Source organism: Comamonas sp. SCN 65-56 (genome assembly GCF_001724135.1).
GTDB lineage: Bacteria > Pseudomonadota > Gammaproteobacteria > Burkholderiales > Burkholderiaceae_C > Comamonas_C.
The window spans coordinates 204,046-218,031 of the sequence record NZ_MEDS01000012.1; the positions used below are offsets into that span (position 1 = coordinate 204,046).

Sequence of the window (13,986 nt, forward strand, 5' to 3'; positions counted from 1 at the left end):
AGCGGCAATCCCCCATGCCCGCCCTGCACGCCAAAACACCACCACTCTTCGTTGCAAATACTCGCCATGGCACTAGCCATGACTGCGTTTTGCGCCTCGATTGGCAGCGTTTTGACGCACCTTTCGGGCATCGGTAATTTCCTCTCAAGCTCTGAGGCATGGACGGCTCAGGCCGCCGGTTCATCCTCGGGCTGCGTATCCATGAATTCCGGGAACACGTCGAAGTAGCCGTTGTACAGATTGCGCGCGATGCCTTTGGCAACGAACTGGAATTCCTGCGCGACTTCGGGCGCAAACAGCGCTTCGGTGTTTTTCTTCCACAGCGACAGCCAGATGGAAAAATGCCCGGGCTGCACGCCGTCGATCGCCATGTGTTTGCCAAACACATTGCCGCTGAAGCTGCGCGTGCCCAGCATCACCGTACTCCAGAACTGCACCATGCGCGGCAGATGGATGCCCCAGCGGTCCTGAATCACGCGGTCAAACACCGGGCCCAGCTCGGGGTGGGCGCGGATGTCGTCGTAGAAGCTGTAGACGAGGCGGGAGACGCCATCGGCATCAAGGGCAGCGGGCGTGGGTGCGGTGGGGTTCGTCATGGGTGGGGCGCGGGCGTTGGCGGTTGGGAATTGCCCGTGGTTGCCAATTCAATAAAATGCATGTGAAATGCGATTTTAAGCGCGGATGACGCCATGCACCTGACTCAGTGGACCGATTACGCCTTGCGCGTGCTGATGTATTGCGCTGCCTACGAGGGGCGCGAGCAGCCCGTGACCATCACCGAAATTGCCCAGGCGCATGGGATTTCGCGCAGCCATCTGACCAAGATCGTGCGCCAACTCGCGTCGCTGGAGCTGCTGGACACCACGCGCGGGCGCGGCGGCGGCATGCGGTTGATGCGCCCGGCGCAAGAGATCATCGTAGGCGCGGTGGTGCGTGCGACCGAAACGAACTTTGAGATGGTGGAGTGCTTCAGTACCAGCCATTCCATCTGTCGCATCAGCAGCAATTGCAACCTCAAGGGGGTGCTCGACCGGGCGACCCGCAGTTACCTTGCGGTGCTGGACGGTGTCACCCTGGCCGATCTCGCGCCGCAGAGTGCCAGAGGGATGCGGCGAGGCGCTGGCGCTGCGCTGGTGCCGGGTGTGCCTGCGTTGGCGTGAAGTGGGTGTGGTGGCGCCTCCGATTGGCTTAGCTGGACTTGCCTGATCCGGTGGTATCCGGCTGCGGACCGCTCAGGTTGGCGGGGACGTTTTCACCGGCGCGGCGCGCTCGAAACAGTGCCGCGCGCAGAAGGAAGATGCTGGTGATGGGCACGGTCGTCGCCATGAACAGCGCAATCAGCAGCAACCGCAGCATGGGCGTGCCATCGTGCCATGAAAAATACGCCAGCGCGCCCAGAAGAATGCACCAGCAGCCCAGCGTGGCCACGGTCGCGGGCGGATGCATCCGCTTGAAGAAGCTCGGCAAGGTCAAAAGACCTATGGATGCCGTCAGTGCAACGCCTGCTCCGGCAAGGATCAGGACGGAGACCAGCACATCCAGCCACAGTGGGAGTGCGGGCGTCATTCGATCACCTCGCCGCGCAGCAGGAACTTGGCCAGCGCCGTGCTGCCGATGAAGCCCAGCACGGCAATCAGCAGAGCGGCTTCGAAGTAATTGCTGCTGCTCCAGTACACGCCCAGCACCAGTATCAGCAGCATGGCGTTGATATAGATGGTGTCCAGCGCGAGGATGCGGTCCTGGGCGCCAGGTCCGCGCAGAATGCGCGTCAGGCACAGCACCATGGCCAGGACCAGCATGCCCAGCGCCAGTGGGAGCGTCCAGGTGAGGAAGGTGGCGTTCATGATTCGAAAATCTCCATCAGCGGGCGCTCGTAGCAAGTCTGGACGTGATGTGCGACCGCGTGGGCATCGGCCACTTCCAGCACATGCAGCATGAGCACCGAGCGGTCCAGCGAAAGTTCTGCCCAAACGGTTCCGGGTGTGATGCAGACGATCATGGCGAGCACGGCCAGGGCGTTCGGATCGCGCAGTTGCAGTGGAATGCGCACGAATGCTGCCGGATGCGGGCGCCGTCCAGGGAATAGCACGTAGCGCAGCACGGCGATGTTCGATTGCAGGCTGTCGCCCAGTACTCTGAGCGTGAGCCTGGCGATGGTGAGTGGGTGGCGCACACGCACCTGCCGAGGGCGCAGGCCCCGCAGTAGCAGCGGCAGCAGCAGGCCGAGCAGGATCGCAAGCAGACCGTGGCCGATACCGAAACCGGGGTGCAGCAGCAGCCAGACGGCCATCAGGCTGATGCTGACGAGTGGTGCGGGTAGCCAGCGCTTCACGGAGCCGTCCTTGCGTGCGGCTGCGCTGCCAGTACGCCGTGGATGTAGTGCGCGGGCGTATGGAGCGCCTGCGCCGCTTCGCCGGTAAAACGCATGGCCGATCCGGCATAGAGGGCCAGGGCGATGCAGGCACCCAGCAGCCCGGCGATCGGCAGGCCTTCGAGTACGCGCAATTGGGGTGCGCGCCGGTCGTGTGCGGCCCAGAAATGCCGCACACCCACGCGCACCAGTGCCAGCAGCGCCGCCAGGCCGGTGAGCAGCATCAGGCCAAACAGCAGCCAGGTGGCGGTCGGGACGCCATTGGGCACAGCGCTGCCGGGGAGCCGCAGTGCGCCTGCCAGCATGGCGAACTTGCCGATGAAGCCGGACAGCGGCGGCAGCCCGGCGATGACCAGGGTGGTGAGCAGGAAGGCGATCCCCAGCAGGGCGGTGGTGGCGTGGATCACGCGCCCGACCAGAATCTGCTCGTCATCGTCCAGATTCAGCCGTTCGCGCGGCACCAGGTCGGCGGTGAGGAAGGGTGTGTCTTCACGCTCGTAGGGTGCCAGGGTGGCGCCGTCATTGCGCCAGCGGCGTACCAGATCGGCGAGCAGGAACAGGCAGGCAACCGCCAGCGTCGAGCCGGGCAGGTAGTACAGCAAGCCGGCGGTAACGGCAGCGTCGCCCAGGCCGAGGGCGGCCAGCAGCGTGCCCGAAGAAAGAATGGCCGCATGGCTCGCCAACTGGGTCAGGCGCTGGGAGGCGAGCATGCCGAGCGCGCCAAACACCATCGTCGCCATGCCGGCGCCGACCAGCCAGCTGCCGCCCCAGTAGGCCGAGCTGCCCGCAGCGTCGCCGAACCAGAGCGTCCACAGGCGCAGCAGGCTGTAAATGCCGACCTTGGTCAGCACGGCAAACAGGGCGCCCACCGGTGCCACGGCCGCGCCATAGGCCGGAGCGAGCCAGAAATTCAGCGGCCAGACCGCCGCCTTGATGAAGAAGGCTACCGCCAGGATGGCCGCAGCCGCATGCAGCAGTCCACGGTCGTGCGCTGCCACCTGCCCGACGGCGCGCGCGATGTCGGCCATGTTCAGCGTGCCTGCAATGCCGTAGAGCATTGCAGCGCCTATCAGGAATAGGCTGGATGCTACTAAATTGATTGCAATATAGTGCAGTCCGGCACGCACCCGGGCTTGCCCCGAGCCATGCAGCAACAGCCCGTAGGAGGCTGCAAGCATGATCTCGAAGAAGACAAACAGGTTGAACAGGTCTGCCGTGAGGAAAGCGCCGCACAGCCCCATGAGCTGAAACTGAAACAGCGAGTGGTAGAGCACGCCGGCCCGGTGCCAGCGCGCGGCGGCGAAGACGGCTGAAGCGAGCGCCACCACGTTGGTGGTGACGAGCATCAGCGCCGTGAGCCGGTCGAGCACCAGCACGATGCCAAAGGGCGCCGGCCAGTTGCCAGGCAGGTAGATGCCGAAAGACCCGGTCGAACCGGAGCCGCTCCATAGCAGCAGCGCAATGGCTACCAGCAATGAAACGGTGGTGGAGGCGATGTTCACCGTCAGCTTCAGGCGCTCGTGCTCCTCGCGCACGAACAGCAGCCAGGCCGCGGTGAGCAGCGGCAGCGCGATCGGCGCCAGCATCAGGTGGGGCATGAGCGCGGCGATGAAATCGGTCATGGCGCTTCTCCCTCGCCATCCGCGCCGTCCACGTGGTCGGTGCCGCTCATGCCGCGCGATGCCAGCAGCACCACGAGGAACAGCGCGGTCATGGCAAAGCCGATCACGATGGCCGTCAGCACCAGGGCCTGGGGCATGGGATCGCTGTAGTGCAGCAAATCCAGGGCCGCGCCTTCGTACAGCACGGGGGCCTTGTTTTCCGTCAGGCCCAGGCGCGACATGGAGAAGATGAACAGATTGACGGCATAAGACAGCAGCGTCAGGCCCATGATCACCTGAAAGGTGCGTGGGCGCAGGATCAGCCAGACGCCTGAGCCCGCCAGCACGCCGATCGCAAGCGACAGTACCAGCTCCATCAGCCTGCGTCCTTGCCGGCTGGTGGCCGCTGCGCTTGCAGATGCGCGTGGTAGTAGTGACTGCGCACCGACTGGTGCGCGATGGCGGTGAGCATCAGCAGCGTGGCGCCGATCACCAGCAGCGCCACGCCGGCATCGAAGAACAGGGCGCTGGCGATGTGGATTTCACCAATCACGGGCAGTGTCAGGTGCGTCATGTGGCTGGTGAGAAACGGGTAGCCGAATGCGATCGACCCCAGCCCCGTCGCCAGCGCCAGCAACAAGCCGGTGGCGATCCAGCGTTCAGGCTTGAGCGGCAGGTGCGATTCAACCCAGGTGGTGCCCGAAACCATGTACTGCAGCACCAGTGCGAGCGAAAACACCAGGCCCGCGACGAAGCCGCCGCCCGGCTCATCGTGGCCGCGCAGGAACAGGTGGATGGCAATCAGGGCGATGAAAGGCAGCAGCCAGCGCGCCAGCACGGCGGGCACCATCAGGTAGCCGATGGCGGTATCGGTGGCATGGCGCGGATTGAGCAGGTCGGTCTGCAGGTCGGGCGGCAGTGCGCGCTGCTGTGCCGGCAGCTCCATCACCTCGCGCGCGGGGCGAAAGCGTCGCAGCAGCGCATAAACCGTGAGCGCGACGATGGCCAGCACCACGATTTCGCCAAAGGTGTCAAAACCGCGGAAATCCACCAGCATCACGTTCACCACGTTGCTGCCGCCACCCAACGGGCGGGCGTTTTCCAGGAAAAAGGTGGATGTGCTCTGCGGGAAGTCGCGCGTCATGAAGGCGTAGGCCAGCCATGCCATGCCCAGACCGCAGCAGGTGGCAAGCACGCCATCGCGCAGCCTGCGCGTGCGTTGCGACAGCCCCGAGCGCTGCAGGTGGCGCAGCTCTTCTTCGCGCCGCGGCAGCCAGCGCAGCCCCAGCAGCATGAGCAGCGTGGTGACAAACTCCACCGACAATTGCGTCAACGCCAGGTCTGGAGCGGAGAACCAGAGGAAGGTGAGGCTGGTGCACAAGCCGGTGCCTCCCACGAGGATCAGTGCTGCCAGGCGATGGTATTTGGCCTGCCATGCGGCTGCCAGGGCGCAGATCGCACCGAGCATCCACAGCAAGACCAGCGCTGGCGCCGGCGTTGCAATGCTGCTCGATCCCAGGTGACTGGCACTCAACCACAGTGGCAGCGCAGCCGCGCCCAGGGCGGCCAGCACCAGCCAGAGCATTTGCCACTGCAGGCGCTGGGTGGCCAGGCGTTGGCGCCCACGGCGTGCCAGGCTGGTGATCTGCGCGGACACCGCGACAAACATCCAGGCGGCGTCCACCGGCAGCCCTCGCATGGCTGAGCGGCTGCGCAACAGGCGGTACAGCAGCAGGCCGCCCGCCATGGCGATGAGGCTCATCACCAGTGGAGCGTTGATCCCGTGCCAGACCGCCAGGCTGTACTCGGGCAAGCTGCCGCCCGTGACCGGCAGCGCGGCGGCGGCGAGCGCAGGGCCGACGACCGCGGCGGGGAAGATGCCCACCAGCAGGCACAGCGCCACCAGGAGCTCCACCGGCGCACGCATCCAGCGCACCGGCTCGTGGGGCTGGCGCGGCAGGTCGCTCGCTACCGGGCCGAAGAACACCGATGCAACCAGGCGCAGCGAGTACGCCACGCTGAACATGCCGGCCACCGTGGCGGCGATCGGCAGCAGCGTGGACACGACGGGCGAAGCATTCAGAAACACCGTCTCGGCAAAGAACATTTCCTTGGAGAGAAAGCCGTTGAGCAGCGGTACGCCCGCCATCGCCGCGCCGGCGACGGTGGCCAGTGTTGCCGTAATCGGCATCGCGTGGCGCAGGCCGCAGAGGCGCGCCATGTCGCGCGTGCCGCTTTCGTGGTCGACGATGCCTGCCGCCATGAAGAGCGAGGCCTTGAAGGTGGCGTGATTCAAAATGTGAAAGACGGCTGCCACCGCCGCCAGCGGGCTGTTGAGGCCCAGCAGCAGTGTGATCAGGCCCAGGTGCGAGATCGTGGAATAGGCCAGCACGCCTTTGAGATCGCGCTCGAACATCGCCTGGTAGCCGCCCAGCAGCAGCGTGATGCAGCCGGCGCCGGCGACGCACCAGAACCACGCCTCGGTACCCGCCATCACGGGCCATAGCCTTGCCAGCAGAAATACGCCGGCCTTGACCATGGTCGCTGAATGCAGGTAGCTGGATACCGGCGTGGGGGCTGCCATCGCGTTGGGCAGCCAGAAATGAAACGGAAACTGCGCGCTTTTGGTGAATGCGCCCAGCAGCAGCAGCGCCAGTGTGACGTGGTACAGCGGATGCGCGCGCACTTGCTCGCCCGCCGGCAGGATGGCATCCAGTTCATAACTGCCGACGATGTGCCCGAGCAGCAGCAGGGCGCCCAGCAACGCCAGCCCGCCAGCGCCGGTCACGGTGAGCGCCATGCGTGCGCCGCGCCGCGCGTCACGCCGGTGGTGCCAGTAGCCGATCAGCAGAAAGGAAAACAGGCTGGTGAGCTCCCAGAACAGCGCCAGCTGGATCACGTTGCCCGACAGCACGACGCCTGCCATGGCGCCCATGAAGGCCAGCAAAAATGAAAAAAACCGCGGCACCGGATCCTGTGGCGACAGGTAGTAGCGTGCATACAGCACTACCAATGCGCCAATGCCGAACACCAGCATGCAAAACAGCCAAGCGAAGCCGTCGATGCGCACGCTCAGGTTCAGCCCCAGCATGGGCAGCCATTGAATCGTGTGCTGCAGGACCTCGCCGTGGGCTATGGCGGGAAAGTACAGCGCGCTTTGCACCACGCACCAGAGTGCTACCAAGCCTGCAAGCGTGGATTCGATGTTGCGGGCGTTGCTCGGCAGCAGCGCAGCGATCAGGCTGGCAGTGAACGGCAGCAGCAGCAAAAGCCATGGGGACAGCATGATGGAGGGCTCTCTCAGAGCTCTTCCACGCGGCGCGGCGGGTAGCTGTCCCAGCTCTGGCAGCCGGGGCATTGCCAGAAATGCTGCAGTGCTTCAAAGCCGCAGGCAGCGCAGCGGTAGCGTGTCAAGGGTTTGGCCGCCTGATCCAGCGCGCGCTGGATGGCAGGGTGGCGCTCTTCGTGCGTCAAGGTTTCACGCGACAGCCATTTGGCGGCCACGACCAGCGAGGCTTCCTTGTCGAGGTAGCCGGCGTACCAGTGCTGTATTGCGTCGTCGTCCCGGGTACTGCCGGCTGGCAGGAGCGCGATGATGGCATCGAGCAAATCCAGCGATGGCAGGCGCTGATAGTGCTCCTGCAGCAGCGCGCGGGTGCTTTCCTGTTGCCCGCAGGCGTTCGCGCTTTCGACAAATAGGCCGGCCGCCAGTGGCAGGGCGGCTGCGGCTGCGGCCGCGATGTGGTGAAGCGTGGCAAGGGCAGCGGCGGGCTCGCCCTGGTGCAGTTGCAGGCGCGCCAGCTCCAGCCGCGCGCGTGCTGCACCGGGTGCCAGGTCAATGGCGTGCGTCAGCAGGCCACGTGCCGCGTCAAAGTTGCCCTGAGTGGCCTGGGTCTGCGCCTGCTCGCACAGGTAGTGCGCGTGCCGCGTGCTGAAATCGCCCTGCTGCGATTGCTGCATGCGCTCGGCAATGGCAGTGGCCTGCGCCCAGTCGTGCGAACGTTCATAGATGGTCAGCAGCGCCAGCCGCGCCTGGGTTTCCAGCGGCGTGCCTTCCAGGCGGCGCAGTGCGTCTTCGGCGCGGTCGAGCAGGCCGGCCTTGAGGTAGTCCAGTGCCAGCCCGTGCTGTGCGCGCTCGCGATCGGTGCGGCTCAGGTCGTCGCGCGAGAGCAGGTGCTCGTGAACCCGGACCGCCCGGTTGTACTCACCGCGGCGGCGAAACAGGTTGCCCAAGGCAAAGTGCAACTCCGCCGTATCCGGATCGCTTTGCACGGCCTCGATGAAGGCGTCTATCGCCTGGTCCTGCTGCTCGTTGAGCAGGTAGTTCAGACCCTTGAAGTAGGCCTTGGGTGCACGCCGACCATCGTCGCGCCATTGGCGCTGGTCCAGACGCGAAGCCAGCCAACCGAGAACAAACGCCAGCGGCAGGCCGAGCAGCAGCCAGCTTGCGTCAAACCCCATGGGCCGCCGCAGGCAGTGGTGCGGCAGTGTCGGCTGCCGCTGCGGGTACCTGTGCCTGCTGGTGGCGTGCGGCACTGCGGTGGCGCCACCAGTGCGGCACCATGCCAAGCACGCCGACGGCAACACCGAGCGTGAAGGCGGCCAGCACCACGAGCACCAGCGATGCCGTCCATTGCGTGCCGAAAAAGAAGTGCACGCTGACGTTTTGCTGGTTGTTCAGCGCGAAAGCGAACAGCGTAAAAAAAATGGCTGCCTTGAGCAGCCATGCGAAGTATTTCATGAGGCATCCCCGGCGATGCACTGATTCTACGGTCTCCGGGCGCCCAGGCCTTCAACTCAGTATGAAAATCCGGGCTTCACGCAAACAGCATCTGTGCTGCAAGCTATGAAAACCGTTATTTACCGTCTTCGTCCGCAAGGCCTGCCACCGTGTGGCGCAAGGCCTTGCCGGGCTTGAAATGCACCACCCGCTTGCTGGGGACCTGCACCGCTTCTCCGGTGCGCGGGTTGCGCCCCACGCGCGGCAGGCGGTGGTTGATGGCAAAACTGCCAAAGCCGCGGATCTCGATTCGATGACCGCGCACCAGCGCCTCGCCCAGAGCGTCCAGAATCGCCTTGGTGGCGTATTCCGCATCGCGCTGGGTGAACTGGTGGAACCGGGCAGCCAGTTCCTGAACGAGGTCGGAGCGGGTCATGGGCGTTGACGGTTGGACGTTGAACCTTGGGTTGCGGGCGTGTGATCGCCTGCGACCCAATGCTCAACGGGACTGCTTCACTTGTCGTCGGAGTGATCCAGCTTGGCGCGCAGCAGGGCGCCCAGGCTGGTGGTGCCGGCGTTGTTCGAGGTCTGGCTCAGACTGGCCATGGCTTCCTGCTGGTCGGCCTGGTCCTTGGCGCGGATCGACAGGTGAATGACGCGGGTCTTGCGGTCGATGCTGACGACCACGGCCGAGACTTCATCGCCTTCCTTGAGCACGTTGCGGGCGTCTTCGACGCGATCGCGCGAGATCTCGGAAGCGCGCAGGTGGCCAACGATGTCCTGGCCCAGATCGATCTCGGCACCACGGGCATCGACGCTCTTGACCTTGCCGGTCACGCTCGAGCCCTTGTCGTTGATCGACGCGAAGGTGGTGAACGGGTCGGAATCGAGTTGCTTGATGCCCAGCGAGATGCGTTCGCGCTCGACGTCCACGGCCAGCACGATGGCTTCGACTTCCTGGCCCTTCTTGTAGTTGCGCACGGCGGCTTCGCCGGTTTCGTTCCACGAGAGATCGGACAGGTGCACCAGACCATCGATGCCGGCGGCCAGGCCGACGAACACGCCGAAGTCGGTGATCGACTTGATCGGACCCTTGACGCGATCGCCGCGGTTGGTGTTCTGCGCGAACTCCTGCCACGGGTTGGCCTTGCACTGCTTCATGCCCAGGCTGATGCGGCGCTTGTCTTCGTCGATATCGAGCACCATGACCTCGACCTCGTCGCCCAGCGACACCACCTTGGAGGGCGCCACGTTCTTGTTGGTCCAGTCCATCTCGGAGACGTGCACCAGACCTTCGATGCCGGGTTCGAGCTCGACAAACGCGCCGTAGTCGGCAATGTTGGTGATCTTGCCGAACAAGCGCGTGCCCGAGGGATAGCGGCGTGCCACGCCCATCCAGGGGTCGTCGCCCAGTTGCTTCAGGCCCAGAGAAACGCGTTGCTTCTCGACGTCGAACTTGAGCACCTTGGCGGTGATTTCCTGGCCGGCTTGCACCACCTCGGACGGGTGGCGCACGCGGCGCCAGGCCATGTCGGTGATGTGCAGCAGGCCATCGATGCCGCCCAGATCGACGAAGGCACCGTATTCGGTGATGTTCTTCACGACGCCGGTGATGACCGCGCCTTCCTTCAGGGTTTCCAGCAGCTTGGCGCGCTCTTCGCCCATGGAGGCTTCGACCACGGCGCGGCGGCTCAGCACCACGTTGTTGCGCTTGCGGTCGAGCTTGATGACCTTGAATTCCATGGTCTTGTTCTCGTACGGCGTCAAGTCCTTGACCGGACGCGTATCGAGCAGCGAGCCGGGCAGGAAGGCGCGGATGCCGTTGACCATGACGGTGAGGCCGCCCTTGACGCGACCGCTGGTGGTGCCGGTGACGAATTCGCCGGATTCGAGCGCCTTTTCCAGGCTCAGCCAGGAGGCCAGGCGCTTGGCGGTGTCGCGGCTCAGGATGGTGTCGCCGTAGCCGTTTTCGATGGAGCCGATGGCGACCGAGACGAAGTCGCCGACCTGGACTTCGATCTCGCCCTGGTCGTTCTTGAATTCGTCGATGGGTACGTAGGCTTCGGATTTGAGGCCGGCGTTCACGACGACGAAGTTGTGCTCGACGGCGACGACTTCGGCGGTGATCACCTCGCCAGGGCGCATCTCGGTGCGCTTCTGGGATTCTTCAAACAGCTCGGCAAAAGATTCGGACATGGATTTCCTTGTTCGCAGCACGCGGGAACCTGGGTCGCGGGATGGCGGCTTTGCAGGGTGGTGTGCGAGAGTGGTGCGCAGCAATGGCGCGGGTTGCAGTTGAACAACCGCCAGACCGGTGCGCAGCGAAACGCGAAAGGAGCCTGGCGGGCGCTTGTGCCGGGGTTTGCCGCCTCAAGCGCAAAGACTCAGGCGGAAAACGGCCGACGTGCCTGCCACCAGTCAAGCACCTGGGCCACGGTCTGATCGACCGTAAGCCCGGAGCTGTCCAGCAGCAAGGCGTCTTGCGCCGGCTTCAAAGGTGCGGTGCTGCGTTGCATATCGCTCGCATCCCGCGCTTCCAAGTCGGCGCGAAGGCTGTCGATTGTAGTGGAAATACCCTTGGAAATCAATTGCTTGTGGCGCCTTTCGGCGCGGCATTGGGCACTGGCGGTGAGGTAGACCTTGAGGTTGGCTGCAGGGAAGATCACGGTGCCCATGTCGCGCCCATCCGCCACCAGCCCGGGCAGCTGCCGAAAGCCGTGCTGCAGCGCCACCAGCGCCTGGCGCACGGCGGGCAGGCGCGAGACGGCGGACGCCTGCATGCCTATGGTTTCCTGCCGGATGGTGTCGGTCACGTCGGCGCCTGCGAGCAGCACGCACTCGGCCTGGAATCGCACCGGCAGGCTGGCTGCCAGTTGCGCGAGCGCTGCTTCGTTGGCGGGATCGATCGCAATGCCAGCCTGGCTCGCTGCCAGTGCCGTCAAGCGGTAGAGCGCGCCGGAGTCGAGCAAGCGGTAGCCCAGCCGCGCCGCGACGGCCGCCGCCAGGGTTCCTTTGCCGGATGCGGTGGGGCCGTCGATGCAGATCACCGGAATGTCGGCGCTTGCCGCCTTGGTCACGGCAAACAGGGCATGGAAGTAGTCCGGGTAGGTCTTGGCCACGCAGCCCGGATCTTCGATGCGCACCGGCAGACGCGCGGGGTTGAAGGCCGCCAGCGCAAAGCACATCGCCATGCGGTGGTCGTCGTAGGTGTGGATGCTGGCCGCGCGCCACTCGGCGGGCGATGCAGGGGGGGTGATGCGAAGGTAGTCTGCGCCTTCGTCAACCGTGGCGCCGAGTTTTCGCAACTCCGTCGCCATGGCGGTGATGCGGTCGGTCTCTTTCACCCGCCAGCTGGCGATGTTGGTGAGCTCGGTCGTGCCTTCGGCGTACAGCGCCATCACGGCCAGCGTCATGGCGGCATCGGGGATGTGGTTGCAATCCAGGGAAATGGCCCTGAGCGGCCAGGTCCCGCGCTGTACCTGCAGACTGTTGGCGCTGCCGGTGATCTGTGCGCCCATGGCGCGTGCGGCTTCGATGAAACGGATGTCGCCCTGGATGGAGTCTAGCCCCACGCCTTCGATGTTCAAGCCATTTTGGCCTTTGGCGCCCGCTGCAATGGCGCCTAAAGCTATGAAATAACTAGCGGAAGAGGCGTCGGCTTCGACATGAATCTCGCCGGGCGAGTGGTAGCGGCTGCCGGCGGGGATGGTGAAGCGCCGCCAGCCCTCGCGCTGCACGGCAATGCCAAACCGCGCCAGCAACTCCAGGGTGATGTGGATATAGGGCTTGGAGATCAGCTCGCCGGCCACTTCGATCACGATGTCCTGCGTGTCGGCTGTCAGCGGCAGCGCCATCAAGAGGGCGGTGAGGAACTGGCTGGAAACATCGCCGCGCACGCGGATCGGCGCATCCAGTTGCAGCGCCGGGCGACCGCCGCCGTGGGCGATGCGCAGCGGCGGATAGCCCTCGTTGCCCAGGTAGGCCACCTGGCAGCCGAGCTGGCGCAAGGCATCCACCAGGTCGCCAATCGGTCGCTCGTGCATGCGGGCAATGCCCGAGAGCTCGTACTCGCCACCCAGCAGCGCGAGCGCCGCCGTGAGCGGGCGCATGGCCGTGCCGGCGTTGCCGAGAAACAGCCGGGCGGGCGATCGTGGTTGCGCGCCACCCAGGCCCGTGATGCGCACCAGGCCGCCACCACGCTCATCCACGCCACAGCCGAGTTGGCGCAGCGCATCGAGCATCACCCGCGTGTCGTCGCTGTCCAGCAGGCTGCGCACCTGTGTCGTGCCGTGGCTCAACGCGGCCAGCAGCAGCACGCGGTTGGAGATGCTCTTGGAGCCGGGAAGGGCAACGCTGCCCCCCGCGCACGCCAGCGGCGGCAGATCGAGAAAGGGGGTGCGTTGCATCAGTTGGGCGAGGCCTTGCGCTGCGCACCCATGCGCCATTTGGCGCGCGTGCTGCTGGCTTTGGTGATCAGGGCCTCTAGCTTCTGGTCGCCGGGTGCCTGCATGGCTTGTTCCAATTCCTGCAGCGCCTCGCGAAACAGCACCGCCTGCGCCAGCACTTCTTCGCTGTTGGAGCGCAGCACGTCGCGCCACATCTTGGGGTCGCTGGCGGCAATCCGGGTGAAATCACGAAACCCGGGGCCCGCGAGCGAGAGATAGTCATCGGCCTCGGGCTGCATGTCTATGCTTTGCATCATGGCAAATGCGAGCAGGTGCGGCAGGTGGCTGACGGCGGCGAAGGCGGAGTCGTGCGCCTGCGGCGTCATGCGCTTGACGCGGCTGCCCAATGCCTTCCACAGTGCTTCGGCGCGGTCCAGGTGCGCAAGATGAGTGGTTTCGGTGGGCGTCAGGATGATCTGCCGGCCCTCGTAAAGCTCGGCCTCGGCATGTTCAACCCCGGAGACCTCCCGACCGGTGATCGGATGCGCAGCAACAAAGCTGCCGATGTGCGCCTCCCCGAGCGCACGTTCGGCGGCGGCGACCACATCCGACTTGGTCGAGCCCACGTCCATGATGAGCATCTGCGGCGTGGCCAGGTGGCGTATGGCCTTGAGCGTCGCCTCGGTGGCGGCGACGGGAATGGCCAGCAGCACGAGGTCTGAGTTGGACGCCGCCATCAGGGCCGAAGGTGCCTGGGCATCGATCACGCCCAGTTGCTGGGCGCGCTCGGTGGTGGTGGGCGATTTGCTGTAGCCGATCACGCGCTTGACCAGGCCGGCCTTTTTCATCGCCAGCGCGAACGAGCCGCCCATCAGGCCGCAGCCGATCAGGCCGAGTTGTTCAAACATG

14 protein-coding genes are annotated in these 13,986 nt (G+C 65.3%); 1 reads left to right on the top strand and 13 read right to left on the bottom strand.

The genetic code is table 11. The features are described from left to right. Positions 1 to 167: 167 nt before the first annotated feature. The gene (locus tag ABS45_RS09190) at positions 168 to 596 is read right to left on the bottom strand and encodes a group III truncated hemoglobin (protein ID WP_291555161.1); all 429 of its coding nucleotides are present in this window, start codon (positions 594 to 596) and stop codon (positions 168 to 170) included. Between the two features lie 93 nt (positions 597 to 689). Between ABS45_RS09190 and ABS45_RS09195 the strand changes: the two genes are divergently transcribed. Next, positions 690 to 1,160: an Rrf2 family transcriptional regulator gene (locus ABS45_RS09195; protein WP_291555162.1), complete on the top strand. Its 471-nt coding sequence runs from the start codon at positions 690 to 692 to the stop codon at positions 1,158 to 1,160. A 28-nt stretch (positions 1,161 to 1,188) separates the two neighbouring features. Here ABS45_RS09195 and ABS45_RS09200 read toward each other — a convergent pair whose 3' ends face one another. The 12 genes from ABS45_RS09200 to ABS45_RS09255 all read right to left on the bottom strand — a co-directional run bounded on the left by ABS45_RS09200 (position 1,189) and on the right by ABS45_RS09255 (position 13,985). Then, positions 1,189 to 1,566 (bottom strand): monovalent cation/H(+) antiporter subunit G, encoded by a 378-nt coding sequence (locus tag ABS45_RS09200; protein WP_291555163.1) that lies wholly within the window; start codon positions 1,564 to 1,566, stop codon positions 1,189 to 1,191. Continuing rightward, positions 1,563 to 1,844, bottom strand: coding sequence for a K+/H+ antiporter subunit F (locus tag ABS45_RS09205; RefSeq protein WP_291555164.1), 282 nt, complete (start codon positions 1,842 to 1,844; stop codon positions 1,563 to 1,565). The genes ABS45_RS09200 and ABS45_RS09205 overlap by 4 nt, the downstream gene beginning before the upstream one ends. Beyond that, positions 1,841 to 2,332, bottom strand: coding sequence for a Na+/H+ antiporter subunit E (locus tag ABS45_RS09210; protein ID WP_291555165.1), 492 nt, complete (start codon positions 2,330 to 2,332; stop codon positions 1,841 to 1,843). Before ABS45_RS09210 ends, ABS45_RS09205 begins: the two co-directional genes overlap by 4 nt. Next, positions 2,329 to 3,993: a monovalent cation/H+ antiporter subunit D gene (locus ABS45_RS09215; protein ID WP_291555167.1), complete on the bottom strand. Its 1,665-nt coding sequence runs from the start codon at positions 3,991 to 3,993 to the stop codon at positions 2,329 to 2,331. Before ABS45_RS09215 ends, ABS45_RS09210 begins: the two co-directional genes overlap by 4 nt. Further along, a complete protein-coding gene (locus ABS45_RS09220; RefSeq protein ID WP_291555169.1) occupies positions 3,990 to 4,349 on the bottom strand; it encodes a Na+/H+ antiporter subunit C in 360 nt (119 codons plus the stop codon). Before ABS45_RS09220 ends, ABS45_RS09215 begins: the two co-directional genes overlap by 4 nt. Further along, positions 4,349 to 7,258, bottom strand: a complete 2,910-nt coding sequence (locus tag ABS45_RS09225; RefSeq protein WP_291555171.1) for a monovalent cation/H+ antiporter subunit A — start codon at positions 7,256 to 7,258, stop codon at positions 4,349 to 4,351. Before ABS45_RS09225 ends, ABS45_RS09220 begins: the two co-directional genes overlap by 1 nt. Positions 7,259 to 7,272: 14 nt before the next feature. Next, positions 7,273 to 8,433 (bottom strand): lipopolysaccharide assembly protein LapB, encoded by a 1,161-nt coding sequence (gene lapB, locus ABS45_RS09230; protein WP_291555173.1) that lies wholly within the window; start codon positions 8,431 to 8,433, stop codon positions 7,273 to 7,275. After that, positions 8,423 to 8,713 (bottom strand): LapA family protein, encoded by a 291-nt coding sequence (locus ABS45_RS09235; RefSeq protein ID WP_291555175.1) that lies wholly within the window; start codon positions 8,711 to 8,713, stop codon positions 8,423 to 8,425. Before ABS45_RS09235 ends, lapB begins: the two co-directional genes overlap by 11 nt. Positions 8,714 to 8,828: 115 nt before the next feature. Next, the gene (locus tag ABS45_RS09240; protein ID WP_291555177.1) at positions 8,829 to 9,188 is read right to left on the bottom strand and encodes an integration host factor subunit beta; all 360 of its coding nucleotides are present in this window, start codon (positions 9,186 to 9,188) and stop codon (positions 8,829 to 8,831) included. Between the two features lie 17 nt (positions 9,189 to 9,205). Beyond that, on the bottom strand, positions 9,206 to 10,888 hold the full coding sequence (gene rpsA / locus ABS45_RS09245; protein WP_291555179.1) for a 30S ribosomal protein S1: 1,683 nt from the start codon (positions 10,886 to 10,888) through the stop codon (positions 9,206 to 9,208). A gap of 188 nt (positions 10,889 to 11,076) precedes the next feature. Beyond that, positions 11,077 to 13,098, bottom strand: a complete 2,022-nt coding sequence (locus ABS45_RS09250; RefSeq protein WP_291555180.1) for a bifunctional 3-phosphoshikimate 1-carboxyvinyltransferase/cytidylate kinase — start codon at positions 13,096 to 13,098, stop codon at positions 11,077 to 11,079. Then, positions 13,098 to 13,985 carry a prephenate dehydrogenase/arogenate dehydrogenase family protein gene (locus ABS45_RS09255; protein WP_291555182.1) on the bottom strand — a complete coding sequence of 296 codons (888 nt, stop codon included), beginning with the start codon at positions 13,983 to 13,985 and terminating at the stop codon, positions 13,098 to 13,100. The genes ABS45_RS09250 and ABS45_RS09255 overlap by 1 nt, the downstream gene beginning before the upstream one ends. Position 13,986: the final 1 nt, after the last annotated feature.

Excerpts from the sequence above, each read along its gene's own strand:
- ABS45_RS09190 (WP_291555161.1), bottom strand. The coding sequence starts at position 596 with ATGACGAACCCCACCGCACCCACGCCCGCTGCCCTTGATGCCGATGGC.
- ABS45_RS09195 (WP_291555162.1), top strand. The coding sequence starts at position 690 with ATGCACCTGACTCAGTGGACCGATTACGCCTTGCGCGTGCTGATGTAT.
- ABS45_RS09200 (WP_291555163.1), bottom strand. The coding sequence starts at position 1,566 with ATGACGCCCGCACTCCCACTGTGGCTGGATGTGCTGGTCTCCGTCCTG.
- ABS45_RS09205 (WP_291555164.1), bottom strand. The coding sequence starts at position 1,844 with ATGAACGCCACCTTCCTCACCTGGACGCTCCCACTGGCGCTGGGCATG.
- ABS45_RS09215 (WP_291555167.1), bottom strand. The coding sequence starts at position 3,993 with ATGACCGATTTCATCGCCGCGCTCATGCCCCACCTGATGCTGGCGCCG.
- ABS45_RS09220 (WP_291555169.1), bottom strand. The coding sequence starts at position 4,349 with ATGGAGCTGGTACTGTCGCTTGCGATCGGCGTGCTGGCGGGCTCAGGC.
- ABS45_RS09225 (WP_291555171.1), bottom strand. The coding sequence starts at position 7,258 with ATGCTGTCCCCATGGCTTTTGCTGCTGCTGCCGTTCACTGCCAGCCTG.
- lapB (WP_291555173.1), bottom strand. The coding sequence starts at position 8,433 with ATGGGGTTTGACGCAAGCTGGCTGCTGCTCGGCCTGCCGCTGGCGTTT.
- ABS45_RS09235 (WP_291555175.1), bottom strand. The coding sequence starts at position 8,713 with ATGAAATACTTCGCATGGCTGCTCAAGGCAGCCATTTTTTTTACGCTG.
- rpsA (WP_291555179.1), bottom strand. The coding sequence starts at position 10,888 with ATGTCCGAATCTTTTGCCGAGCTGTTTGAAGAATCCCAGAAGCGCACC.
- ABS45_RS09250 (WP_291555180.1), bottom strand. The coding sequence starts at position 13,098 with ATGCAACGCACCCCCTTTCTCGATCTGCCGCCGCTGGCGTGCGCGGGG.
- ABS45_RS09255 (WP_291555182.1), bottom strand. The coding sequence starts at position 13,985 with ATGTTTGAACAACTCGGCCTGATCGGCTGCGGCCTGATGGGCGGCTCG.